We start from the raw sequence: 24,794 nt of genomic DNA, 5'->3' as shown, positions 1-24,794 counted from the left end.
ATTTCCTGTCCTTATATCAGAACACCGTACAAGCTGCGGAAAAAATGCGAGACTCCTGTGGGAAAGGAACAGTATGAAGAACCCGCAGGAAGCGATTTTGGCTTCCGAGGAGGCTGAAGCGTTCCCCACGGAAAGAGAGTATTTTTTCCGCAGCGACGGGTTAGCACTCAATTATAATCAGAAAGGAAGAAAACTACTTCGATAATTTACACTAGTTCGTAGTAGTGGTGACTGTTAAATTAAGGTATTATTTCTTATGGAAAATGTGCAGCTGTCTTTTAGAAAAGATCATAAAGAAAAACCCACGACAGGCGTAGGTTTTTCTTATTATATTACATGTTTGCAACGGATGGTAAAGCTGTCTCACCCATTAAATATTGATCTACATGATACGCTACTTCTCGACCTTCATTAATTGCCCAGACAATAAGACTTTGCCCACGACGTGAATCACCAGCAGCAAATACATGCTCTACATTTGTACGGAAATCACCATATTCAGCATCTACACGATTACGTTCTGTTTTAACATTAAACGCTTCTAATACCGGTTGTTCTGTACCTTCAAAACCGATAGCGATTAATACTAATTGTGCAGGCCATACTTTTTCTGTACCCGGAATTTCCTCAAATACAAACATACCATTTTCATCACGGGTTTTCTTCATTTCAACCGTGTGTAGTTCTTTTAATTTACCATTTTCATCCGTAACAAATTTCTTTGTTTGGATAGAATATTGACGAATATCCTCACCAAAGTTTTCTTTCGCTTCTTTGTGTGCATATTCCAAACTGAATACTTGTGGATATGCCGGCCATTGATTTTCGTCTGAACGTTTAATTGGCAGTTGTGGGTGCTTACCAAATTGTGCAATACTGTTTGCGCCTTGGCGAAGTGCTGTAGCGATACAGTCAGCACCAGTATCCCCACCACCAATAACAATAACGTCTTTTCCTTTTGCATCTAACTCTTCTTCCACTTCTACACTATCATCTAGTACTTTTTTAGTTGATTTTGTTAAATAGTCCATTGCAAAGCGTACACCTTTACCTTCACGACCTTCAATAGGTAGATCACGGTGTTTCTGTGCACCAGTACATAGAATCACAGAATCATGCTTCGCCTTAATTTCTTCTGCAGAAATGTCTTTTCCAACTTCCGTATTTAGAACAAATTCAATTCCTTCTTCACGAAGTAACTGAACTCGACGTTCTACTACATCTTTATCTAATTTCATGTTTGGAATACCGTACGTTAATAGACCCCCTGCGCGATCAGCACGTTCATATACTGTAACCTGATGCCCAACTTGATTCAATTGGTCTGCTGCTGCTAATCCAGCTGGTCCAGATCCGACAATTGCTACTTTCTTGCCTGTGCGACGTTCCGGAACACGTGGCTCGATCCAGCCTTCTTCAAAACCTTTATCTATAATTTTTTGTTCAATATTTTTAATTGTTACGGCAGGATCATTGATTGCAACCGTACAAGAGCCTTCACATGGTGCCGGACATACTCTTCCTGTAAATTCTGGGAAGTTATTTGTTTTCATTAACCGTTCTAGGGCTTCTCTCCATTTTCCTTTATACACCAAATCATTCCACTCTGGGATCAGGTTGTAGATAGGACAACCTGATGTTGCCCCGTCAATATCCATCCCAATGTGACAGAATGGTGTACCACAATCCATACAACGTGCTCCTTGTGTTTTTGCTACTTCATCAGAGAAAGGAGCAGAGTATTCTTTCCAATCATGAATTCTTTCTACTGGATCACGCTCATTTGCCGTTTGTCTTTCAAACTCCATAAAGCCTGTTGCTTTCCCCATATCATCTGTCTCCTTTCTATTTAGTCATTACTTCTTCCGGATTTAGTGTTACCGTCATTTTGTTTTCTTTTTTTGCCGTAAATGCTTCCAGTCGAGCTTCGTCCACAGATAACCCCTGAGACTCATACCAATCAATTTGTTTCAACATTAGCTTGTAATCTGTCGGGATTACTTTCACGAATTTTTCCAATTCGTTTTCCCAGTTTTGCAATGCAACAGCTGCTTTATCACTGTTGGTATATTCGTGATGATTCATAATTAATTCTTTTACTTCTTCTATTTCATTAGCATCTGTTAATTCTTCAAACTGTACTAATTCCGTATTACATAGGCGTTTAAACTGCTCGACGTTGTCTGGTTTCACATATGCAACACCACCAGACATACCTGCAGCAAAGTTTTTACCTACATTGCCAAGAATGACAACTCGACCACCTGTCATGTACTCACAACCATGGTCACCAACGCCTTCCACAACGATTTTTGCTCCACTATTTCTTACCGCAAATCGTTCACCTGCATAACCTTGAATATAAGCTTCACCACTTGTCGCTCCATAGAAAGATACATTACCAGCAATAACATTATTACCTGGATCAATCGTAGTTTTCTCAGAAGCACGCACAATTACCTTTCCACCGGACAAGCCTTTTCCAACATAGTCATTTGCATCTCCCGTTACAGTTAACGTCATACCAGAAGGAATAAAGGCACCAAAACTTTGACCTGCTGATCCTGTGAAATGAAGATTAATGGTATCTTCTGGTAAACCCCGTTCTCCATATTTTTTAGAAATTTCACTTCCTACGATCGTTCCTACTACACGGTCCGTATTTTTAATCGGGAAAGATGCTTCTAATGCTTCTCCAGTGTCGATTGCCTTTTGGACAGTTGGTAAAATATACTTCATATCTAAAGATTCATCTAATTTATGATCTTGCGTTGTTGTATTGATACGTGTTCCTTCCGGTTGATAAAGGAGCTTAGATAAATCTAAGTGTTTTGCTTTCCAGTGCGCTGCTGCACGGTCTGCAATTTCTAATACATCTGTTCTTCCAACCATTTCATCAATTGTTCGGAATCCTAATTCAGCCATGATCTCACGAACTTCTTCTGCGATGAATGTCATATAGTTAACAACATGATCAGGGTCCCCCGTGAATTTCTTACGCAGCTCTGGATTTTGTGTTGCTACCCCTACAGGACATGTATCTTTATGACATACACGCATCATGACACATCCAACAACAACTAATGGCGCTGTTGCGAAGCCGTATTCTTCTGCACCTAATAATGCAGCCATCACCACATCTTTACCTGTTAACAATTTCCCATCCGTTTCTAGAATAACTCTATCTCTAAGTCCGTTAAGCATTAAGGTTTGGTGTGCTTCTGCAAGACCTAATTCCCATGGTAAGCCTGCATGTTTAATGCTTGTTTTTGGCGAAGCACCTGTACCACCATCATAACCAACAACAGAAATAACATCTGCGTTACCTTTTGCTACACCTGCAGCAATCGTCCCTACACCTGATTTTGCTACGAGTTTAACACTAACTCTTGCATCACGATTGGCATTTTTTAAATCATGAATTAATTGAGCTAAATCCTCAATCGAATAAATATCATGGTGTGGCGGAGGTGAAATTAAGTCTACCCCTGGTGTTGAACCACGAACATCTGCTACCCATGGGTAAACCTTCATACCTGGTAATTGTCCACCTTCACCCGGTTTTGCACCTTGTGCCATTTTAATCTGTAATTCTTTCGCGTTTACAAGATAATGACTCTTTGCGCCAAAGCGTCCAGATGCTACCTGTTTTATCGCACTGGAACGCAAATCACCATTTTCGTCTCTGCTAAAGCGGTCAGAGTCTTCCCCGCCTTCACCACTGTTACTTTTACCGCCTATACGATTCATAGCAATCGCTAATGCTTCATGTGCTTCTTTACTGATCGAACCAAAGGACATTGCACCAGTTTTGAAACGTTTGACAATGGATTCTACAGGCTCGACTTCATCGATTGAAATGGCATTCGATTTTTTGAAATCGAATAGGTTACGTAAAAAGCCGATACGCTCATGGTTCGCTGCTTTCGAGAATTTCTTGAACAGATCATAGTCACCACGACGACATGCCCACTGTAAGGTATAAATAGTAGTAGGGTTAAAGGCATGGTGTTCTCCTACTTTACGCCATTGGAAGTCACTTCCTGATTCAAGTGATTCTTTAACAGCTGCGTTGTAAGCTTCGTTGTGACGTTTTTCTGTCTCTTCTTGAATCACTTCTAAACCAATACCGTCAATTTGTGATGCTGTGCCTGTAAAATGTTCTTCGATCACCTTTTTACTAATACCTACAGCTTCAAAAATTTGGGCACCGCGATAACTTTGCACAGTTGAGATACCGATTTTTGACATAACCTTAATGATACCTTCTGTTGCGACACTAATAAATTTATCTTGTACTTCCGCTAGTGTCATATTTAGACGATCATGCAAAATATTCGCGTAGTAAGTTTGATAAACAAGGTGTGGATGAATTGCGTCTACACCATAACCTAACATCGTTGCAAAGTGATGAACTTCTCGAGCTTCACCTGATTGTGCAATAATACTTGCTTGCGTACGAATACCTTCACGTACTAAATACTGATGCAAACCACTGACAGCGAGCAGTGTTGGAATAGCTTTCTGGTTCGCATCCATATTCTTATCACTTAGAATGATAATATTTCTTCCAGCTTCAATTGCTTTTTTCGCTTGTTCAAATACATCCTGTAGTGCTTTCTCCATGTCATCAGTAAATAATGTTTCAATTACTTCAGATTGGAACCCTTCCAATTCATTTTCCTGTAACTTTTCTATTTGTGAATTCGATAAAATCGGTGAATCTAAGCGAATTCTGCTTGCTTTAGTTTTCGCAGGATGAAGGATGTCTCCCTCAGCTCCTAGCCATGTCAGCATCGATGTAACAAGCTGTTCACGATAAGCATCAATTGGCGGGTTAGTTACTTGTGCAAATAACTGTTTGAAATAGTTAAACAAACTTTGCGGGCGTTCAGATAATACCGCTAATGGCATATCATTACCCATCGCACCAATTGGGTCTTTTCCGTCTTCCAGTATAGGAATGAGATATTTTTCAACATCTTCAGTCGTATAACCAAATGCTTTTTGTTTCTGGAGTAGTTGTGGATCAATATATTCATCATTTTTCGCTTCCACTTCTAATGGTACAATTTGATCCCCTAACCAGTCTTTGTATGGATGAACACTTGAAACCTCTTCTTTAATTTCTTCATCTGATATAATACGCCCTTCTTCAATATCAATAAGGAGCATTTTACCTGGGCTTAAACGTTCTTTTAATAAAACATTTTCTTCTTCATAGTCGATTACACCAACTTCAGAAGAGTAAATGATGTAATCATCTTTTGTTACATAATAACGTGCTGGACGTAACCCGTTACGATCCAGTATCGCTCCAATTTGTTTACCATTTGTAAAAGTTATCGAAGTTGGACCATCCCACGGCTCCATCATCATGCTATGATATTGATAAAATGCACGTTTCTTCTCATCCATGTGAGGGTTTTTCTCCCATGGTTCTGGAATCAACATCATCGCAGCATGTGCCGGCTTACGACCTGCTAAGGTGAAGAACTCTAATGCATTATCTAATGTAGCAGAGTCACTTCCGCCGCCATTGATAATTGGTAATACTTTATCTAAGTCATCACCAAATGCTTCTGATACAAATTGTTTCTCTCTGGCACGCATCCAGTTTACATTACCACGCATGGTATTAATCTCACCATTGTGGATGAGATAACGGTTCGGGTGCGCTCTTTCCCAGGAAGGGAATGTATTTGTACTGAAACGAGAGTGTACCAGTGAAAAAGCAGAAACAAATTCTTCATCTTGTAAATCTAAATAAAATTCATCAACTTGATCAGGTGTTAATAAACCTTTGTACACGATCGTTCTGTTTGATAAACTTGGAAAATAAAAACGAATTTCTTTTTCATTCGCCCAATTTTCAGCTTGTTTACGAATGATATATAATTTTCTTTCGAAGGCTAGATCGTCTTCTATTTCATCTGCTGCTTCAATGAATACCTGATGAACAGTCGGTAACGTTTCAATTGCACCTTTACCAATGTGAGTAGCATCTGTTGGCACTTCTCTCCAGCCGATTAATTTTTGACCTTCTTGTTTGATTAATTGATTAATTTTTTCCCTTGCTTGTATTTGTTCATTTTCATCTTGAGATAAGAACAACATACCAACTCCATAACGTCCAACAGCTGGCAGTTGAAAGTCTTTGCATTCTCTTCTAAAATATTTATCAGGGATCTGTACCATTAAACCGGATCCGTCACCTGTAAGTGGATCACTCCCTTGTCCACCTCGGTGCTCTAATTTGCATAACATGTCTAAACCTTTTTTTACGATCTCGTGTGTTTGTTTCCCTTTTATATGCGCATATAATCCAATACCACAAGCGTCATGTTCAAAGTCTGGATTGTATAACCCTTGGGCACTAGGTAAGTCACGATACGTCATATATGTCGCCCCCATTCAATATACTTTTAAGGTGTCTATTACTATTGTAAGTTTTCTTATTGATCTAAACAATATATAATAAATATAACATTGTTCTAATTCTGATATATATCATGAGGTGAAACGAGTGGAATTACGTCAATTACGTTATTTTGTTGAGGTTGCAGAGCGTGAACACGTCTCAGATGCGGCAGCAGAATTGCATGTGGCCCAGTCTGCAATTAGTAGACAAATAGCTAACCTAGAAGCCGAGCTTGGTGTTGAATTATTTGAAAGAGAAGGTAGAAATGTACGTTTAACCCATATAGGGCGGATATTTCTAACTCATACCAAAACGGCATTAAAAGCAATTGATCATGCAAAGAAACAAATCGATGAATACATCGATCCCGAAAGAGGTTCGATAAAAATTGGTTTTCCAACCAGTTTAGCAAGTAATTTGTTACCTACAGTAGTTTCGGAATTTAAGAAGAAGCACCCTAAAATCGCTTTTCAATTAAGACAAGGTTCTTATAATTTTTTAATTGAATCGGTAGAAAACCGTGAAATTGATGTTGCATTTTTAGGTCCTGTTCCGACAGAGCATCCTGATATTTTAGGAGATATCTTATTTACAGAAAATTTTTATGCATTAGTGCCAAATTCACATCCATTAGCTGAACAGAGCAGTGTGAATTTACGCGATTTACATGATGAGACATTCGTATTATTCCCGGAAGGTTATGTACTACACCAACTCGTTATTGATGGCTGTAAACAAGCTGGGTTTACACCAAATGTGTCATCTCAAGGGGAAGATTTAGACGCAATAAAGGGGTTAGTCGCAGCAGGTATTGGAATTACATTATTACCAGAAAGTGCATTTAATGATTTAAATCCATACTACAGTGCGAAAGTCGCGATTCAAAATCCAGAGTTAAAACGTACCGTTGGGATTATAATTCCCAAGAACAGAAAACTTGCACCATCTGAACAAGTATTCTATGAATTTATAAAGGAATTCTTCTCAATCCTACAAAGGTTTCAATAAAAAAATTCATATAGAAAAGAGCTAGCCTCAAGGCTAGCTCTGCTAATTGTATATTTTCGAGGTTTTATCCCGTTGCTTTTTCCCATAATTTATCCAACCAACGTCCAGGATTTTGAAATTCTAACTCATCGATTAAATACGTACGGATATTCGTCAAGTCATTGTTCCATACTGCCGTTTCTACAGAAAAAGTCAACGGAACTTCAGTATGAATAGCTGCTAGTTTTCGAGAGATTGCTAAATCCTCTGCATATTGATCCAATTTTTTCTGCATACCTTTAGTTAAATTCTCTTTATCTGCTAACAAGTTATCGATTGTTTCATATTGCATTAATAATTTTAATGCTGTTTTCTCTCCTACACCTTTAACACCTGGATAATTATCAGATGAGTCTCCCATCAATCCTTTTAGATCGATAATTTGTTTAGGAGTTAATCCCTTCTTCTCATAAAAATTATCAGCATGAAACACGTCGTAATTACCTTGTCCCTTTTTCATAATTGCTATATTAATATTGTCATCCACTAATTGTAATAAGTCATGATCGCCAGTTACGACTGTTACTTGATGATCTTTTTGAAGTTGTTTAGTTAGTGTGCCTATACAGTCATCTGCTTCATAACCAGTGACTCCTACGTTCGGCACTTGAAATGCTGTGACAATATCTTTTGCCAGATCAAACTGTGGTACAAGCTCTTCTGGAGGTGCATCACGATTAGACTTATACCCTTCATATAATTCATTTCGAAACGTTTGGCTACCCATGTCCCAACAGCAGATAACATGTGTTGGCTGAAAAGTCTCAACCGAATTGGTAAAATAATTCAAGAATCCAAATAATCCATTTCTTGGAATCCCTTTACTATTGACCATAAAGTTCCCGGTAAAAGCTGTTGCAAAAAATCCTCTAAATAATAATGCCATCCCATCTACAATAAGGACGTGAGATCTATCTGTCATTTTTTTCACCCTTTAAGTTTAATTGATTTACTTCAACTAATATAACTTGTATATTAAATGCTACAAGAGGATTTTGCAACACTAAGGAGAAACATGTATGGAGAAAAAATTGGAAAAGGCCACATTTGCTGGAGGTTGTTTCTGGTGTATGGTGAAGCCATTTGATCAATGGGATGGAGTAGAAAGTGTTATATCTGGATATATAGGGGGGCATCTGGAAAATCCAACCTATGAAGAAGTAAAAACAGGTACGACAGGCCACTATGAGGCAGTACAAATCATCTATGAACCTGAGAAAATATCTTATCAGCAAATACTTAATTTATATTGGCCGCAAATTGATCCTACAGATGATGGTGGTCAGTTTCATGACAGAGGATCACAGTACCGGACAGCGATTTTTTATCATAATGAAGAGCAGAAGCAATTAGCCATTCATTCACTTGAGGAATTAAAAAGAACCAATCGATTCCAAAAAGAGATCGTTACGAAAATCTTGTCCGCCAGTGCGTTTTACCCGGCAGAAGAATACCATCAAGACTTTTATAAGAAGAATAAAGAGGAATACCTGGAAGACCGAGAAAAATCAGGAAGAGATGAATTCATGGAAAAACATTGGGACAAAGAGTAAATATTCTCTATTTTTTAATGAAGGAAGAACAGCCTTACTATGATTCATTAGGCTGTTCTTTACTTATTCCTACTATCCACTCTTTAAAGTGCGAGTCTCATTTCTACTTTTTAGTTAACTTCTTTTCCTTCCATTTATAAATAAACGTAAAACTAACACCTATAAGTACCCTATAACAGCAAATATAGAAATAAACCAGGCTTCTCCAAACCAGTTAGTAATAATTGGTTCAGTATGCAATATAATGATAACAATAATAAATCCAAAAACCTGCATCATCTTCTAATCATTTACTCTGTTATCTACCACAAAATCACCCTTTAATATCCATCTTTATCCATACATCATATCTAGTGAGGTGGTTGAAATATTTGGAGCAATACTTCAAAAATATTTTAGAACCTAGAGAAGATTTTGATATAACCTATTGCTTGCGTATATTTGTAAGGGTTATTACTGATTAAATCATATTCAATGGAAGTGGTATAATAACTGAGGTAACTGGCGAGTCTTCTGAGATTGTAATAAAAGTGGTTTTGTAAACCATTACTTCCCCCCTTCTAAAGCATTAATTTTGGATATCTTAATAGTATCAAAGTAATAGTTCTACTTCAAAACGGTTTATAATTTCATTAATTAAAAAATCTCCACTTGTAACGTACAAAGTGAAGATTTTTTATATCACCATTTTTGAATTTCTGCACGATCGCCTTTACTGTTCCCTTTCTTAGCAAAACGGTTGGATAATTCTTGTTTTATATCTTCTAATGACACACCTTGATTGGCCATTATCACAAATGTGTGATAAAGCAAATCACTAACCTCGTTCGTTAGTTCCTGCTTATTATTATTTTTCGCAGCGATTACTACTTCGCCAGCTTCTTCGATTACTTTTTTACCAATCTTATCGACGCCTTTATCATATAAATAATTGGTGTAGGAATTCTCAACACGTTCTGTTTTACGCTCTTCCACTTCTTTCATCACATTCTCAATAATCGAAGCATCAAAATTGGTTTCCTTTTCAGCTACCCGGTTAAAAAAGCATGAAGTCTCGCCAGTATGACAGGCTGGACCTGCTGGGACCACTTGAATCAATAATGTATCTTGATCACAATCTAAATCAATCGAGTGCACTTCTTGCGTATTTCCAGATGTCGCACCTTTATTCCATAATTCATCACGTGACCGGGAATAAAACCATGTTTGTTTCGTTTCTAACGTTTTTTCGAACGCTTCTTCATTCATATAAGCAAGCATTAAAACATCTTTTGTATAATAATCGGTTACAATTGCTGGTATAAGTCCTTTTGAAAAATCAGGCTTCACGAATATTCACTCCTTGATCGATGCAGACATCTTTTACTTGTTTCACTGTGAAGGTATTCTCATGGAAGATCGATGCTGCTAAACCTGCTGAAACATCGGTTTTATTAAAAACTTCAGGAAAATGTTCAGGTTTCCCGACACCACCTGATGCAATAACAGGAATACGTACAACTGAGACCACGGTATCAGTTAACGGTAAATCAAAACCGTCTTTGACACCATCTGTATCTACACTAGTCAGCAGAATTTCACCTGCTCCTCTACTTTCGGCTTCTTTTGCCCATTCAATGGCATCAATACCGGTGTCTTTGGAACCTCCATGTGTCATTACGTGCCATTTTTCACCTACTCGTTTTGCATCAATTGCTATCACCGTACATTGTGCACCGAAACGATCAGAAGATTCAGTAATTAGTTGCGGGTTGTTTACAGCGGCTGAATTCATTCCTACTTTGTCAGCACCTGCTTTTAACAAGCGGTTTACATCATCAATTGTTCTAACTCCGCCACCAACAGTAAAAGGGACAAAAACTTGCTCAGCGGTCCGTTTTACAATATCAACCATCGTTTGGCGCCCTTCGTTTGTAGCAGAGATATCCAAAAAGATGATTTCATCTGCTCCATCTTTGGAATAATTAGAGGCCATTTCTACCGGGTCACCTAACTCCCTTAAACCCACAAAATTGGTACCTTTTACTACTTTTCCTTCTTTCACATCTAAGCAAGGAATAATACGTTTGGCAATCATGCTTGTTGCCCCCTATCACCATTGGTTTTTTCCATGAATAATTTTAACAAATCAACGCCAACTTCTCCGCTTTTTTCCGGGTGAAATTGCATACCGTATACGTGACCATTTTGTACAATCCCCGGAACCTTCGTGCCATACTCTGCTGTTGCGACAAGATATTGTTGTCCCGTCCTTGCTTGGAAGGAGTGCACAAAATAGACATGCTTATCCTGAAACGATGCAAAAGGCTGATTGTTGTTTTCAATTTGTAACTGATTCCAACCGATATGAGGCAAGATATATTCTGTTTCTATCCTATTAACCTCTCCAGGAATCAGTCCAAGGCCATCTGAAATGCCATTTTCATAGCCTTGATCAAACAGTAATTGCATCCCGAGACAAATGCCTAAAAAAGGCTTTTCCTTTGCAAGTCTGCGTAAGGGTTCGGTTAAATTACGCTGATTGATCTCTTCGACTGCCGCTTGAAATGAGCCAACACCAGGTAAAATAATGTGGCTTGCAGCTTCTAAACGCTCGACGGAATCAGTGATTTCTACGTCATACCCCAATCGTTGAAAAGCTGTTTTAACACTTGCTACATTTCCCATGCCATAATCAACAATAGCAATCATTCGATTAACCCCTTTGTAGAATTAACCCCTTGAATATCCGGATTAATTCGAATTGCTTCTCCCAACGAACGTCCAAGCGCTTTGAATATCGCTTCAATTTTATGGTGTGTGTTATGTCCATACAAGGCTTTTGCGTGCAACGTAATGGCAGATTGGAAAGCGAAAGCCTGTAAAAATTCCTGAACTAATTCCGTATCGAAATTCCCGAGCTTTTTATTGGAAAATTCCGCATCAAATACGAGGTAAGGTCGTCCGCTAATATCGAGTGCAACAAAGCCTAGAGCCTCATCCATTGGCACATAAGCACTTCCGAAACGATTGATTGATTTTTTATCACCAAGTGCTTCCTTGATTAATTGACCCAACACTATACCGACGTCTTCCACGGTATGGTGACTATCAATATGCAAGTCACCAGAAGCTTGGACGACAAGCCCGATACGACCGTGACGAGCAAATGCTTCTAACATATGATCAAAAAATCCAACCCCTGTTTTGATACTAACTTCCTTTGGATCATCTAGGTTAACGGAAACCTCAATTTGCGTTTCTAATGTTTCTCTTTTTTTACTAGCTGTTCTCATTATTTCTCCTCCAAACGTTTACGTACCGCAAGGCCATGTCCTTCTAACTGTTCCTGATTAGCAATTCTCACCACATCATCACCAGCTTCTCGCAAAGCCTCTTCTGTATAGTAGAGGTAGGTGGTTTTCTTGACAAAATCATCGACCGACAAACCGGATGAAAATCTAGCGGTACCCGATGTTGGTAGTACATGGTTAGGTCCTGCAAAATAATCCCCTAAGGCTTCTGGCGTATAATGACCTAAAAATACCGATCCGGCATGTCTTACTTTACTTAAGTAGCTTAACGGATCTTTTACTTGGATTTCTAAGTGCTCTGGTGCGATCCTATTTGCCACATCAAATGCTTCAGTTAATGTTTCTACCACTACACCTGCACCTTTTTCTTGTAAAGAAGTAGTCGCGATCTCTTTACGCGGTAATACTTGGCATTGTTTGACTAGTTCTTGATTGACAGCTTCTACTAATGATTGAGAGGTTGTAATGAGAAAGGCACGCGCATTTGTATCGTGTTCTGCCTGTGCGATCAGATCAGCAGCAACATAAGCAGGACTTGCTGATTCATCAGCAATAATCGCTACCTCACTTGGACCAGCGATCATATCTATCCCAACATCACCATAAACTAACTTTTTCGCTGCCGCAACATAAGCATTTCCTGGGCCGACAATTTTATCAACTTTTGGAATGGATTCCGTTCCGTAAGCAAGTGCTGCAATAGCCTGCACACCACCTACCCGAAAAATATTTGTTACACCAGCGATGTCAGCTGCAACAGCTAAAATCGGTGCGAGTTCTTCGCCATCTTTAACCGGTGTTGCCATATTTACCTCTTTAACACCAGCAAGGACAGCTGGGATAGCATTCATTAAAACGGACGATGGATATACCGCTGTTCCCCCCGGTACATAAATACCTACACGGTCAATGGGACGATATAGTTGGCCTGAGATTACATTTCCTTCTGCTTGCATCATCCGAGAACTATTTAATTGCTTTTGATGAAACGCACGAATGTTATCAGCTGCACGTTGTAATGCGCGTATTACTTCGTCATCTACCGCATCCCATGCCGCTTTTCGTTCTTCTTCTGATACTAAAAATCTTGCTGGTGCTTTCCCATCGAATTTCTCGATAAAGAAGCGAACCGCTTGATCTCCGTCTTCTTGTACATCAGCAATAATAGTACTCGCTGCTTGCAAGAATTTTTGTTGCTCTTGACTATTTGTTTTTTCGGGCGCTGCTTTCGCTAAAAATTCCTCGATCGACAATAAAGGAATCATACGTTTCTCGCTCCTTCCTTAAACCGTTCAATAACAGGAACTAATTGATCTCGTTTAATTTTTAATGATGAACGATTGGCAATTAATCTAGCACTAAATGACAAAAATTCGTCTTCTATTACAAGACCATTTTCCTTGAGTGTCGTTCCTGTTTCAACAATATCGACAATCGCATCAGCTAGGCCTAAGATTGGTGCCAACTCAACAGAACCTTCTAATTTAATTATATCTACCGATTCACCTTTTTCTTTAAAATATGATTTGGTTATATTGGTAAATGTACTAGCAATTCGCTTCTTTTGTTCAGGCCACTGATAATCTATTTTCGTCGCAAGCGCCATCCGACAATGACCGAATGGTAACGGAAATAAATTAAAAACATCGGGTTGGTGTTCAATTAAAATGTCGCCACCGACAACACCTATATCTGCAATACCGTTTTCTACATAGGTTGTCACGTCTACTCCTTTGGCAAAAAAGAAGGAAAATTCCTTTGTTTCAATTTGAAGCTTTCTTCCTTTTTCTAATAAGGCTTCGACATCATATCCTAAACCTGCGAAAAAATTTAAAAATTGTTTTTCTAGTCGTCCTTTTGTTAGTGCGATTACTGGCTTCATTGTTCGACCACCTTATACTGACTGTTCTCCTCTACCACTTGATAAATTTTATGGTAGGCTGTTCGATTCTTTAATTCGTATTGGATATCAACTACTTGTTCATCCATTTCCATGCGGTACTTCTCAGCAATTGCGTGTGTTTCAGGAGAAGCAATAATACAAATTTTTTCCGGTTCTTGTTCCGGTTCCATATGTTTGGCTAATTCATCAACATCAAACGCAAGGCCTACTGCAGAAGTTGTTTGTTCAAATTGTTCGTAGAGGCGGTCATACCTGCCACCAGAGAAACAAGTCGATCCGTCATTAGTCAAAAAACCTCTAAACATGATGCCATCATAATAAGGCAGGTTTTTAACACGACCAAGGTCGACAATTACTTCCGTTACACCCGAGGCTTCGAGTAAATCAATCAACTTGTCAATATGGTTTAAAATCTCGGTTAAATCACCACGATCTGCCCAACGCTTTCGATATTGCTCAATAATTTCACGAGAACCATATGCATCGATTAATGCAAGTAAAGGATTTACCAGCTCCGAATTTCCTGCCTTCCCCACAATTTCTTCGACAAGATCCGATCGTTTATCATGCATTGCTTTCAACAATTCCATTTCCTCCTGTTTACTAAATGTAAAAGGTGAAATCAATGCATCAAAAATTCCGGTATGTCCTAGTTCTATCACATAAGTATCAATGTTTAAATTATTTAAATAAGTCACAGCGGTAAGCAGGCTCTCTGCCTCCCCAAAAAAACGATCGGCATGAACGATTTCAATACCTGCCTGTCTGTTCTCGGTATCTTCTTTGTCAAAGCGAAACACACTGCCTTGATACGACCACTTTTGTTTGGATGGATGCTGTCCAGCGATCGCTCGTGCAATTGCTGCTGTCCAGTCCGGCCTTAGTACTTCAATTTCCCCTGCACCATTAAACCATTTCAGCATGGAATGTAAGTCCATACCAGCTACCTCGTTGGTAAATGTTTGAGCATACTCAACTACTGGTGTAGAGATTTGCTGAAAATTCCGTTTTTGAGTGACTCGTCTAAATATCTCTGATGCTCGTAGCCGGTTGGAGATTTGAATACCTGTTTCGTCTTGACTTCCTGCTGGTAAAAACATATCGTTCACATCCTATTTTTGCTTTATTGATTTACCACTCTACCGTGATAAAGTGTTTGTATCTGAATATTACAATATCATACTTTTTTCAATTCTGTCAATCATTGCTTTTCATTTTAGTGAATTCTGTATACAATAAGAATCAAACCTATTTACATAAGGAGATGTCTTGTATGCATATGAATGGAGATTATCACGTACATACCCCCTTCTGTCCGCATGGCTCAAATGATAGTATCGAGATGTACATAGAGCAAGCCCTTGAAAAAGGTATTAAAGAATTAAGCTTTACTGAGCATGCACCGTTGCCGGTAGATTTTACTGATCCAACACCAGATCAAGACAGTGCAATGTCATGGGAAGACCTAGATGCTTATATCCAGCTGATTGAGAATGCCAAAAAGACATATAAATCGCAAATAAAAATTAATTTAGGCTTTGAAGTGGATTATATTGAAGGCTATGAAGAAGCGACTACTTCATTCCTTGATCGATATAGTCACTATATCGATGATGCTATTTTATCTGTACATATGTTAAGAACACCTGATTATAACTATGTATGCTTAGATTTTAGCAGTGAAGAATTTGCTCGTATCATTCAGTTATTTGGTAGTGTTGAAGCAGTCTACGACAAATATTACCGAACAATAGAAAAGGCAATTATTTCTGACCTTGGAGCTTTTAAACCAAATCGAATCGGTCACTTAACTTTAATTCACAAATATCAACGCAAATATGCTGTTGATCAGAGCTATAATGTGACAATAGAACGATTGCTCGATCTAATACAAGAGCATCATTTAGAATTAGACGTTAACACAGCGGGTCTATATAAAGAAGATTGTCAGGAACTATATCCACCACTTCCGATCATCGAAAAAGCGATACAAAAGGGAATACGTTGGAAACCCGGTTCCGATAGTCACGTTTCTGGTACTATTGCGCGTGGATTTGACCAATTAAAAGTTAATAAATAATGAAAATGAAGGACAAATGCTTGCTTAACTGGGTTTGTCCTTCATTTTTATGATAGTCAGACTAGATTAAATTTATATAGCGTGTAGTCATCATTTAAGCATGTATTTTGGCATCTAACACTTGATCTAAATAATCTTTGATTGCGACCAATTGCTCTTTATTTTCTTCCTGATTTTCAATGCCTTCTATCACTTGCTGATAGTATGTGTTTGTTTCTTTATGATACTGTTCCCAAACCATTTGATCATAGTGCATCCATTGCTCATGATAGAAAGTCACTAAGTCTTTTTCCATTTTAGTTACAGCTTCTTCCCATGTCTGATTAAAATACTCGTTAGTGTATTCTTCGAGCTCTTTTCTACCTTCCCCAGCAAAAAAGCTTTTTGTATCTTTATAAGGATTACTCCACTTGGTTAATAAACCTTTATCTGCTTCTCTTTGTCTTACATGTAATTCTGGTTCAGATAAAGTAATATCTTCTAATTCCGATAACGAAAATTGTGGGTCAACTTGCTTTATTTTAGTTTGTATATCCTGGCGCATTTGTTGTAACGATTGATTAAAGCTTTGCTCCAAGCGGATCGAAATAGCTTCATACTCATGCTTTAAACGTGTGTCTATTGCTTTCCATAGTGCAATGAGTGCTGTTTCTACTTCTTTTTTGCCTTTGCGACCATTCGATTGAATTGCACCAGGGTTAACATAATCCTTGAATAAATCGGGATATTGAATCGAAAACCGCTGCTTCGCATAAAAACTTTGTTTGTTAAGTTTTTGAATGACTTGATCAAAATATGAACCATGATCTCGTTCTTCGATTACACGTTCAATTTCTGTTTGATTGGTTTTACCTTGCTTTATTAATCGTTCTTTTTCTGCTTGATCCCCATTGATAATAGACAGCCATTTCGCGACTAAGGCGTTTGCTCTGTGCATATCTGTATAGATGGAACGCATACTCATTTGGGTTAATTCTTCTTTTACGAACCGATAGAAGGATTGTTCAAATTTCGGCAATCCAGTACGTTCACTTTTTTCTTTGATTGCTTTTTTACTTGAGACAGAGAACATTCTCGGGTCGTTTATATCAAATTGTTGTAATTCATTTCGAACATAATCAATGACTAATTGTTCTTCTTGTTCATCTTTCGCCAAGTCAATTGCATTTATAATAAAAAACATTTTATCTAATTCAAACGCATCCTTCACTTTTCCTAACCGTTCTAAAAACAGCTGATCAGGTTTGGAAAATGGATGGTTATAATACGTTACGAACAGGATTGCATCCGCATCTTTGATATAGGAAAATGCTAAATCTGTATGTCGTGCATTAACGGAATCTGCTCCAGGTGTATCCACTAACGTAATATGCTTCTTTGTTAATGGGCAGTCATAAAAAAGTTCCATCTCCTTAACAAAACATGCAATCTCTTCTTCGCGAATATACGTCTGAAAATCATCAAAACCAATGACATAATCGGTTCCAATTTTATCTTGCATCACACTAAATCCGTTATAAAAAGCGGTTAGAAATGACTTGTGTTGATCGGCGATATCTAATTTGTCTAGTTTTGTTTTTTGGATCCATTTATACGCCTCAGATAGATTTTGGAAATTACCCTCGAAAATTTCCTGAATATCTGCTAATAGTTCTTGTTCCTGTTTTATCACTACATAGACATCTTTATGCTGATAATTATCATTTACGGGACTAATCTTATTAATGGCAGCTGTTGTCGGATTTGGGGAAACAGGCAACACTTTCTCTCCAATTAATGCATTGGCAAACGAAGATTTCCCTGCACTAAATGCGCCAAATAATGCAATCGTAAACGAGCGGTTACTAAGTCGTTCTTTTTTGTTGCGTATCTCTCGACGAATAGAATCCAACTCATTGATCCCTTTAAATTTTTGGTTTAATTCTTCTACATCCGTAACGGTTTCATTAAAAGAATACAAAGGAATATTATTATCTTTTCTGTGTTGCGAATGATCTTGTTTTTTCTTTTCAGTTTCTTTCATTTTTGCCGGAAGCTCTTTTATATCCATCACGTTATCAATAATTCTAGCATCCAATTCCTTCTGGATCGCAAGTAATTCCTCTTCTCCAAAAGTAAGCTCTTTTCTTAAAATGGATTCAACGTTATCTTTATACGCATTAAATTCATGCTTTATTTGATCCATTTCAGCTTGAATGGTTTGATACCTTTCTATTGTTTCCAGTTCTTTTTTCTTCTCACTTAAATGTTCTTCAACTGGAGATAGAATCTTATCTCTTAATTCATACCATTTGTTTTTATAAAATTGACGATACATTTTCTTTATCGCAGCCGATACCTGGTCAGTATAGACAAGAATATAGTCACCATTAACAGTCGCGCCTTCATTCATCAGTTTCACCAGATCATTTGCTTGGAATTGCTGTTCAAAAATAGGTTCCGAAAAGTGAACAGATACAAAAGGTTTTAAAAATTCCGACATTTTATCTCTTAATTTCCATTCTAAACTTACTTCTACTTTCTCTTTCATCGCCTGGTAAAACGTCACTAATCGCTCATCACGTTCCGATTCTATCTTCTTTCGATTGCGGAAAAGACCAACCTTAAATTTCGGATCAAAGGAATGTAGCAAATACTCCGCTTTCTCACGGATTTCATACGGAACAAGTTGAGCGTTTTTCGTTGTCTGCTCAACTTCATGTAAATATTCTTTTTCTATATTCTTTTTCTTTTCTTGTAAAGCTTGATAATGATCTTGAACCTCTTCATACAACGCTTCAGGAAGTTCTATATCTTTTAGTCCGTCCTCTAAATCAGTAAGTCTGTTATCCATTAGTTTTTGCTTTTCTTGGATACTTTGATAAACCGAGTATTCTGTACCATGCCATAAAGTATCCTGTAAAACATCCTGATGATTTGCCGTCATTAGCTGAATGATCGTTGTTCTTAACTGATCAAATTCATTGATTTTCTTTTCTGTGTCATACATGGAAGTATAAAAGACTTGTTCAGGGTTAATATCCCATTGCTTAAACACCTGCTCTAAGCTATCTTTAAAATCAGAAAAAGTTATTTCAGCTTCATCATGTTTATCCATCTGATTAATAATGACATAATACGGTTTATTCATTTCATCGATTTGTTTCAAGAATCGTGCATTTACCTCTGATTGAACATGGTTATAATCCATCACATAGAACAATACATCAACTTGATGCAATGCTGATTCGGTCATTACGCGGTCTGCATCATTGGCAGCATCAATACCAGGGGTATCCATAAATGTTACCCCCGGAGGCAATGCTTCCATGTTTTTGAATATTTCTACCTTTTTTACTTCATCTCCATCACGACATAATTGATGCAACCTATCTATAGGCGGAAGAGCTTTCATTTTAATGGCAGGTTGATCTGCAAAATGAACAATGACCCCTTCTTCTCCCCTTTTTATCTCTACAATATTTGCACTGGTTGGAATGGGGCTTTGCGGTAATAATGTTTCGTTCATTAAATGATTGATTAACGTCGATTTTCCTGCTGAAAAGTGCCCACTAAAACAAACATGCAACATCTTTTGTTCTAATTTTGCATAATAATCAAGTATTTGCTCTTGATAGAGTGGTTCCTTTTTTTGGTCAAAAAAGTGGTATAAGTCTGCTAATTGTTGTTTATCTACCATTTGTTTACTCGTTGTCAACATTATCTAAACTCCTTGATTGATCATTCTATTTTCCCATTATACTGATTTTTTGGAATTATTGCTAATAGTTTTCTACTAGTAACCATGATATAAACAATGAATATTAGTTACTGCAGTTGTTTTACATAATGAAAAAGTGTACAAAAAGATACCCAGCCATAAGCTGGGTATCTTTTTATCTTATTCCTTTTCTTCGTCAAATGCTTTGGTTAGTTCCATTTTTTGTTTGATGGTTGTTACTTCTCCTTCAAGGTCGGTGTCGATCACATATGATCCATTGCTGTAACGATCACTTATTGGTAGTTCCATTGGTTTTACTTTATGAATTTCGCCTTTATTGGTTATTAATGAAATAAGATCTTCGCTATCGACTATATCAAATCCGACAATGCGATGTGGCTTTGCCTTTAATTCTCTTAACATCACTAGCCCTTTTTTCGCCCGTGATGATTTCTCAAATCGATCAATCGTCATTCGCTTACAAGCACCTCTTTGGGTAGTTACAAACAAATGTCTCTTCTCTTGTAGTTCATCCATCATTACGGCATTGACAACATATTCATCAGCTTTTAGTTGGATTGCTTTCACACCAGCAGCACGCTGACCAATGGCTGAAACTTCTGATTCGTGATACCAAAGTCCATAACCTTTATTTGTGGCTACAAATATATCTTGATTGCCGTCTGTCTCATAAACATTGATTAACTCGTCATCTTTTTTCAAGTTCAAAGCAATTAGTGGTCGAGAAAAGCGTTGAGAAACGTATAAATCTAATGTACTTTTCTTAACCATGCCATTTTTGGTAAAGAAGATAAGATATTTATCTTTGGCAAATTCCCTAATTGGAATGGCTTTAACGATCGTCTCGTCTTTGTCAAGGGCAGCTATATTCGATAAATGCTGACCGAGTTCTTTCCAACGAATATCAGGTAACTGGTGAACTGGTATTGGCACATAGCGTCCTTTATTCGTAAACAACAGCAAGTGGTCTGTCGTATTTAACTCTAATAATGAGATTAAATGATCATTTTCTTTGATCGTAAAATCTTCATCGCTTGAAGCAGTATACGACCTGATACTTGTTCGTTTTACATAGCCTTGTTCTGTAACAGATGTAATTACGTCCTCACTGGCTACTGTTACCTCTACATTAATTTTTAATTCCTCGATCTTTTCTTCGATTTTTGTATGGCGAGCATCAGCATACTGTTTTTTCATACTTCTGAGATCTTTTTTAATCACAGATAATAATTTCTTTTCATCGGCTAGGATTGCCTGATATTCAGATATTGCTTTTTGAAGTTCATTAGCTTCTTTTTCTAAAGCTGTAATATCTGTATTGGTTAAGCGGTACAATTGCAATGTGACAATTGCTTCTGCTTGGGGCTCAGTAAAATCATATGCTTCCATAATACGTTTTTTGGCATCTTGCTTATCCTTGGATGCACGAATGGTTTGAATTAATTCATCTAAAATGGAAACAGCTTTTATCAGACCCTCAACAATATGTGCTCTTTTCTCAGCTTTGTTTAAATCAAATTTCGTTTGTCTTGTGACAACTTCTTTCTGATGTTCAATATAAGCATCAATCATTTGTAATAAATTTAATAATTGCGGAGTTTTATCTTTGATGGCCACCATATTAAAGTGATAGGTAATCTGTAAGTCGGTATTCTTATATAAATAGTGGAGCACACCTTGACTATCTGCATTTCGTTTCAATTCGACCACGATTCGTAAACCAGTTCTATCTGTTTCATCACGAACTTCTGCGATTCCCTCCACTTTACGATCAATTCGTAATTCATCCATTCGTTTTACAAGGACAGCCTTATTCACTTCAAATGGAATTTCGTCAATTACGATTTGTTCGCGATTTCCTTTTAATGGTTCAATAGTAGCCTTTCCGCGTACGACTATTTTTCCTTTGCCTGTCTGATAAGCTTTCTTTAGTCCTTCGTATCCTTGAATAATTCCACCGGTAGGAAAATCTGGCCCTTTTACAATGTCTATTAATTCTTCTATCGTTACAGAAGGTTTATCTAGGCGTTTGATGATGGCATCGATGATTTCCCCTAAATTATGAGGTGGAATTTCAGTCGCATAACCTGCAGAAATACCAGTAGAACCATTAACTAACAAATTAGGTATTCTTGCTGGTAGTACAACTGGTTCATCAATCGTATCATCAAAGTTAGGGATATAATCAACGGTTCCTTTATCAATGTCACGAATTAGCTCTGATGCGATAGCGGATAATCTCGCCTCCGTATAACGCATCGCTGCTGGTGGGTCACCATCTACACTACCATTGTTACCGTGCATTTCAACTAAGACATTACGAACCTTCCAAGTTTGACTTAGTCGTACCATAGCTTCATATACAGATGAATCACCATGTGGATGATAATTACCGATTACTGTACCAACCGTTTTGGCTGATTTACGGAACGATTTATCGTGTGTGTTCTTTTCTTCATGCATTGCAAAAAGAATTCGGCGTTGTACTGGTTTTAACCCATCACGTGCGTCAGGCAATGCACGATCCTGGATAATGTATTTACTATAACGTCCAAAACGATCTCCCATCACATCCTCTAAGGGGAGATCTAAAAACTTTTCTTCTACTGCCAACGAAATTCCTCCTATAAAGTGAGACTTCCTTCAGTAGGGGTTTTTGATCCCCTCTGATGGATAGCGACCTTAACAGGGCGTTAACGTCCGTTGTCCCCCACTTAGCTTCTTTGATTTGCTTGAACCTTGAAGGTTTCACGGACGAATAGCACCGTGATAATGCCTTAAATTTGAATGTTTTCATTATCAATAATATTTTCATCATCTTCTAAACTGAATTGCACATGAGATTCAATCCATTTACGACGAGGTTCTACTTTATCTCCCATTAATGTTGTCACTCTTCGTTCCGCTCTTGCTAAATCATCAATGGTTACCCGAATTAAAGTACGAGTTTCAGGGTTCATCGTCGTTTCCCACAACTGGTCAGCATTCATTTCTCCTAGACCTTTATAGCGCTGCAATTGATAACCATTTTTAAATTTCTTGGTAACCTCTGCTAATTCTTCTTCGGTCCAGCAATATTCTATCTGTGCCTTGGCACCTTTTCCTTTTGAAATCTGATATAAAGGAGGTAAGGCGATGAATACTTTACCCGCTTCAATTAATGGTCTCATATAACGATAGAAGAAGGTAAGTAATAAGATTTGTATATGGGCACCATCCGTGTCGGCATCTGTCATAATTACTACCTTATTGTACTGGACATCGTCAAGAGAAAATTCACTGCCGACACCTGCACCAATCGTGTGAATAATCGTAGAAATCTCTTCATTTTTCAATACGTCAACTAATTTTGCTTTCTCCGTATTTACTACTTTACCTCTTAAAGGCAATACTGCTTGAAACTTTCGATCTCTACCTTGTTTTGCTGATCCACCAGCTGAATCACCCTCCACAAGGTAAAGTTCATTTGTGTCTGGATTTCGGGATTGTGCTGGTGTTAATTTACCACTCAGCAAAGCATCTTTTCGACGTTTTTTCTTGCCGGTTCTTGCTTCTTCTCTTGCTTTACGTGCAGCTAAACGAGCATCTTTAGCACGAATTGCTTTTTTAATCAGCATAGAAGCATTGTCCGGATTTTCTTCGAGAAAATAAAGCAATTGCTCTGCTACAATCGTATCGACAGCAGATCGAGCCTCAGCAGTACCGAGCTTTCCTTTTGTCTGCCCCTCGAATTGCAGTTTTTCTTCAGTTATTTTTATTGAAATGACTGCTGTGAAACCTTCACGAATATCATTACCTTCTAGGTTTTTGTCTTTCTCTTTTAAAAGATTAACTTTTCTTGCATAATCGTTTACAACTCTTGTGATTGCGGTTTTGGCACCAGACTCGTGGGTCCCTCCGTCTTTTGTTCGTACATTATTAACAAATGACAAAATATTCTCAGCAAATCCATCATTGAATTGAAAGGCAAAATCTAACTCCATTCCTTGATGTTCCCCTTCAAATGCAACCACCTCATGAAGCGCATCCTTCTCCTCGTTTAAGTAGGAGACAAACTCTTTTAGTCCGTCCGGGTAATGGTAAGACTCCTCTATCCCTTCATTTCTTTCATCAATTAAATCAATAGTAATTCCTTTTAACAAGAAGGCAGCTTCTCTTAATCTTTCTGCCAATATGTCAAACTGAAACATATCAGTGGAAAAAATCGAACGGTCAGGTTTAAAAGTGATTGTTGTTCCTGTATTTTTCGTTTTCCCTTTTTTCTCTAGTGTTGTAACCGGCTTACCACCATTCTCGAATCGCTGATAAAAAACAGCACCGTCTCTTTCGATTCTAACTTCTAACCATTCCGACAAAGCATTTACAACTGATGCACCTACACCATGTAAACCACCACTTGTTTTATATCCGCCTTGCCCGAACTTTCCACCAGCATGTAACACGGTTAATATTACTTCCGGAGTTGGTCTCCCAGTTTGATGCATACCAGTTGGCATACCACGACCATTATCCGATACAGTGATACTTTGATCTGGATGAATAGTTACGGTGATTTTTTCACCATAACCGGATAATGCCTCATCAACTGAATTATCTAATATTTCAAAGACAAGATGATGTAACCCTCTGGCATCTGTACTACCAATATACATCCCTGGTCTTTTTCTTACAGCTTCCAGACCTTCTAAAACTTGAATCGAATCATCACTATACGTTGTATTATTGCTCATTACTTTCTCAATACCCCTTCCCTACACTAACCTCTATAACTAGAAT

16 protein-coding genes are annotated in these 24,794 nt (G+C 37.8%); 3 read left to right on the top strand and 13 right to left on the bottom strand.

Translation table 11 applies throughout. From position 1 onward, the window contains the following. Window positions 1–332 precede the first annotated feature (332 nt). Together GI584_RS11795 and gltB are read right to left on the bottom strand one after the other, a co-directional pair. Window positions 333–1,829 (bottom strand): glutamate synthase subunit beta, encoded by a 1,497-nt coding sequence (locus GI584_RS11795; RefSeq protein ID WP_153791352.1) that lies wholly within the window; start codon window positions 1,827–1,829, stop codon window positions 333–335. A gap of 16 nt (window positions 1,830–1,845) precedes the next feature. Continuing rightward, window positions 1,846–6,399 (bottom strand): glutamate synthase large subunit, encoded by a 4,554-nt coding sequence (gene gltB / locus GI584_RS11790; protein WP_153791351.1) that lies wholly within the window; start codon window positions 6,397–6,399, stop codon window positions 1,846–1,848. A gap of 127 nt (window positions 6,400–6,526) precedes the next feature. On the opposite strand from gltB, the gene GI584_RS11785 reads away from it, so the two are divergent. Further along, window positions 6,527–7,429, top strand: a complete 903-nt coding sequence (locus GI584_RS11785) for a glutamate biosynthesis transcriptional regulator GltC (RefSeq protein ID WP_153791350.1) — start codon at window positions 6,527–6,529, stop codon at window positions 7,427–7,429. A 64-nt stretch (window positions 7,430–7,493) separates the two neighbouring features. On the opposite strand, the gene GI584_RS11780 is transcribed toward GI584_RS11785, so the two are convergent. Further along, window positions 7,494–8,390 carry a 5'-3' exonuclease gene (locus GI584_RS11780; protein WP_153791349.1) on the bottom strand — a complete coding sequence of 299 codons (897 nt, stop codon included), beginning with the start codon at window positions 8,388–8,390 and terminating at the stop codon, window positions 7,494–7,496. Window positions 8,391–8,487: 97 nt separating this feature from the next. On the opposite strand from GI584_RS11780, the gene msrA reads away from it, so the two are divergent. Continuing rightward, window positions 8,488–9,021 carry a peptide-methionine (S)-S-oxide reductase MsrA gene (gene msrA, locus GI584_RS11775; protein ID WP_153791348.1) on the top strand — a complete coding sequence of 178 codons (534 nt, stop codon included), beginning with the start codon at window positions 8,488–8,490 and terminating at the stop codon, window positions 9,019–9,021. A gap of 681 nt (window positions 9,022–9,702) precedes the next feature. Here the strand turns inward: msrA and hisIE are convergent. The 7 genes from hisIE to GI584_RS11740 are packed head-to-tail and all read right to left on the bottom strand — an operon-like array spanning window position 9,703 to window position 15,317. Next, window positions 9,703–10,350, bottom strand: a complete 648-nt coding sequence (hisIE, locus tag GI584_RS11770; RefSeq protein WP_153791347.1) for a bifunctional phosphoribosyl-AMP cyclohydrolase/phosphoribosyl-ATP diphosphatase HisIE — start codon at window positions 10,348–10,350, stop codon at window positions 9,703–9,705. Further along, window positions 10,340–11,098, bottom strand: coding sequence for an imidazole glycerol phosphate synthase subunit HisF (gene hisF, locus GI584_RS11765; RefSeq protein ID WP_153791346.1), 759 nt, complete (start codon window positions 11,096–11,098; stop codon window positions 10,340–10,342). The genes hisIE and hisF overlap by 11 nt, the downstream gene beginning before the upstream one ends. After that, window positions 11,095–11,712, bottom strand: coding sequence for an imidazole glycerol phosphate synthase subunit HisH (gene hisH / locus GI584_RS11760; protein WP_153791345.1), 618 nt, complete (start codon window positions 11,710–11,712; stop codon window positions 11,095–11,097). The genes hisF and hisH overlap by 4 nt, the downstream gene beginning before the upstream one ends. Continuing rightward, window positions 11,709–12,296 (bottom strand): imidazoleglycerol-phosphate dehydratase HisB, encoded by a 588-nt coding sequence (gene hisB, locus GI584_RS11755; protein WP_153791344.1) that lies wholly within the window; start codon window positions 12,294–12,296, stop codon window positions 11,709–11,711. Before hisB ends, hisH begins: the two co-directional genes overlap by 4 nt. Beyond that, window positions 12,296–13,579, bottom strand: coding sequence for a histidinol dehydrogenase (gene hisD / locus GI584_RS11750; RefSeq protein WP_153791343.1), 1,284 nt, complete (start codon window positions 13,577–13,579; stop codon window positions 12,296–12,298). The genes hisB and hisD overlap by 1 nt, the downstream gene beginning before the upstream one ends. Further along, entirely contained in the window at window positions 13,576–14,196 is a 621-nt protein-coding gene (gene hisG, locus GI584_RS11745) for an ATP phosphoribosyltransferase (protein WP_100360493.1), read from the bottom strand. The genes hisD and hisG overlap by 4 nt, the downstream gene beginning before the upstream one ends. After that, window positions 14,193–15,317 carry an ATP phosphoribosyltransferase regulatory subunit gene (locus GI584_RS11740; RefSeq protein ID WP_153791342.1) on the bottom strand — a complete coding sequence of 375 codons (1,125 nt, stop codon included), beginning with the start codon at window positions 15,315–15,317 and terminating at the stop codon, window positions 14,193–14,195. Before GI584_RS11740 ends, hisG begins: the two co-directional genes overlap by 4 nt. A 173-nt stretch (window positions 15,318–15,490) precedes the next feature. On the opposite strand from GI584_RS11740, the gene hisJ reads away from it, so the two are divergent. Continuing rightward, entirely contained in the window at window positions 15,491–16,297 is an 807-nt protein-coding gene (gene hisJ, locus GI584_RS11735) for a histidinol-phosphatase HisJ (protein ID WP_100360495.1), read from the top strand. A 94-nt stretch (window positions 16,298–16,391) separates the two neighbouring features. Here hisJ and GI584_RS11730 read toward each other — a convergent pair whose 3' ends face one another. The 3 genes from GI584_RS11730 to parE all read right to left on the bottom strand — a co-directional run bounded on the left by GI584_RS11730 (window position 16,392) and on the right by parE (window position 24,748). Beyond that, entirely contained in the window at window positions 16,392–19,997 is a 3,606-nt protein-coding gene (locus GI584_RS11730) for a dynamin family protein (protein WP_153791341.1), read from the bottom strand. A gap of 180 nt (window positions 19,998–20,177) precedes the next feature. Next, window positions 20,178–22,631 (bottom strand): DNA topoisomerase IV subunit A, encoded by a 2,454-nt coding sequence (gene parC, locus GI584_RS11725; protein ID WP_153791340.1) that lies wholly within the window; start codon window positions 22,629–22,631, stop codon window positions 20,178–20,180. 164 nt (window positions 22,632–22,795) lie between these two features. Beyond that, on the bottom strand, window positions 22,796–24,748 hold the full coding sequence (gene parE / locus GI584_RS11720) for a DNA topoisomerase IV subunit B (RefSeq protein ID WP_100360498.1): 1,953 nt from the start codon (window positions 24,746–24,748) through the stop codon (window positions 22,796–22,798). Window positions 24,749–24,794: the final 46 nt, after the last annotated feature.

Origin of the sequence: Gracilibacillus salitolerans (assembly GCF_009650095.1) — a bacterium.
Taxonomy (GTDB): Bacteria; Bacillota; Bacilli; order Bacillales; family Amphibacillaceae; genus Gracilibacillus; species Gracilibacillus salitolerans.
The sequence above is the reverse complement of the archived record's forward strand: the minus strand, read 5'-3'. Positions and strand labels throughout refer to the sequence as shown.

Bases quoted from the DNA above. Each gene is read 5' to 3' on its own strand.
- msrA (WP_153791348.1), top strand. From the start codon at position 8,488: ATGGAGAAAAAATTGGAAAAGGCCACATTTGCTGGAGGTTGTTTCTGG.
- GI584_RS11730 (WP_153791341.1), bottom strand. From the start codon at position 19,997: ATGTTGACAACGAGTAAACAAATGGTAGATAAACAACAATTAGCAGAC.
- hisH (WP_153791345.1), bottom strand. From the start codon at position 11,712: ATGATTGCTATTGTTGATTATGGCATGGGAAATGTAGCAAGTGTTAAA.
- gltB (WP_153791351.1), bottom strand. From the start codon at position 6,399: ATGACGTATCGTGACTTACCTAGTGCCCAAGGGTTATACAATCCAGAC.
- hisF (WP_153791346.1), bottom strand. From the start codon at position 11,098: ATGATTGCCAAACGTATTATTCCTTGCTTAGATGTGAAAGAAGGAAAA.
- hisD (WP_153791343.1), bottom strand. From the start codon at position 13,579: ATGATTCCTTTATTGTCGATCGAGGAATTTTTAGCGAAAGCAGCGCCC.
- parE (WP_100360498.1), bottom strand. From the start codon at position 24,748: ATGAGCAATAATACAACGTATAGTGATGATTCGATTCAAGTTTTAGAA.
- hisG (WP_100360493.1), bottom strand. From the start codon at position 14,196: ATGAAGCCAGTAATCGCACTAACAAAAGGACGACTAGAAAAACAATTT.
- hisJ (WP_100360495.1), top strand. From the start codon at position 15,491: ATGCATATGAATGGAGATTATCACGTACATACCCCCTTCTGTCCGCAT.
- GI584_RS11740 (WP_153791342.1), bottom strand. From the start codon at position 15,317: ATGTTTTTACCAGCAGGAAGTCAAGACGAAACAGGTATTCAAATCTCC.
- hisB (WP_153791344.1), bottom strand. From the start codon at position 12,296: ATGAGAACAGCTAGTAAAAAAAGAGAAACATTAGAAACGCAAATTGAG.
- GI584_RS11795 (WP_153791352.1), bottom strand. From the start codon at position 1,829: ATGGGGAAAGCAACAGGCTTTATGGAGTTTGAAAGACAAACGGCAAAT.
- GI584_RS11780 (WP_153791349.1), bottom strand. From the start codon at position 8,390: ATGACAGATAGATCTCACGTCCTTATTGTAGATGGGATGGCATTATTA.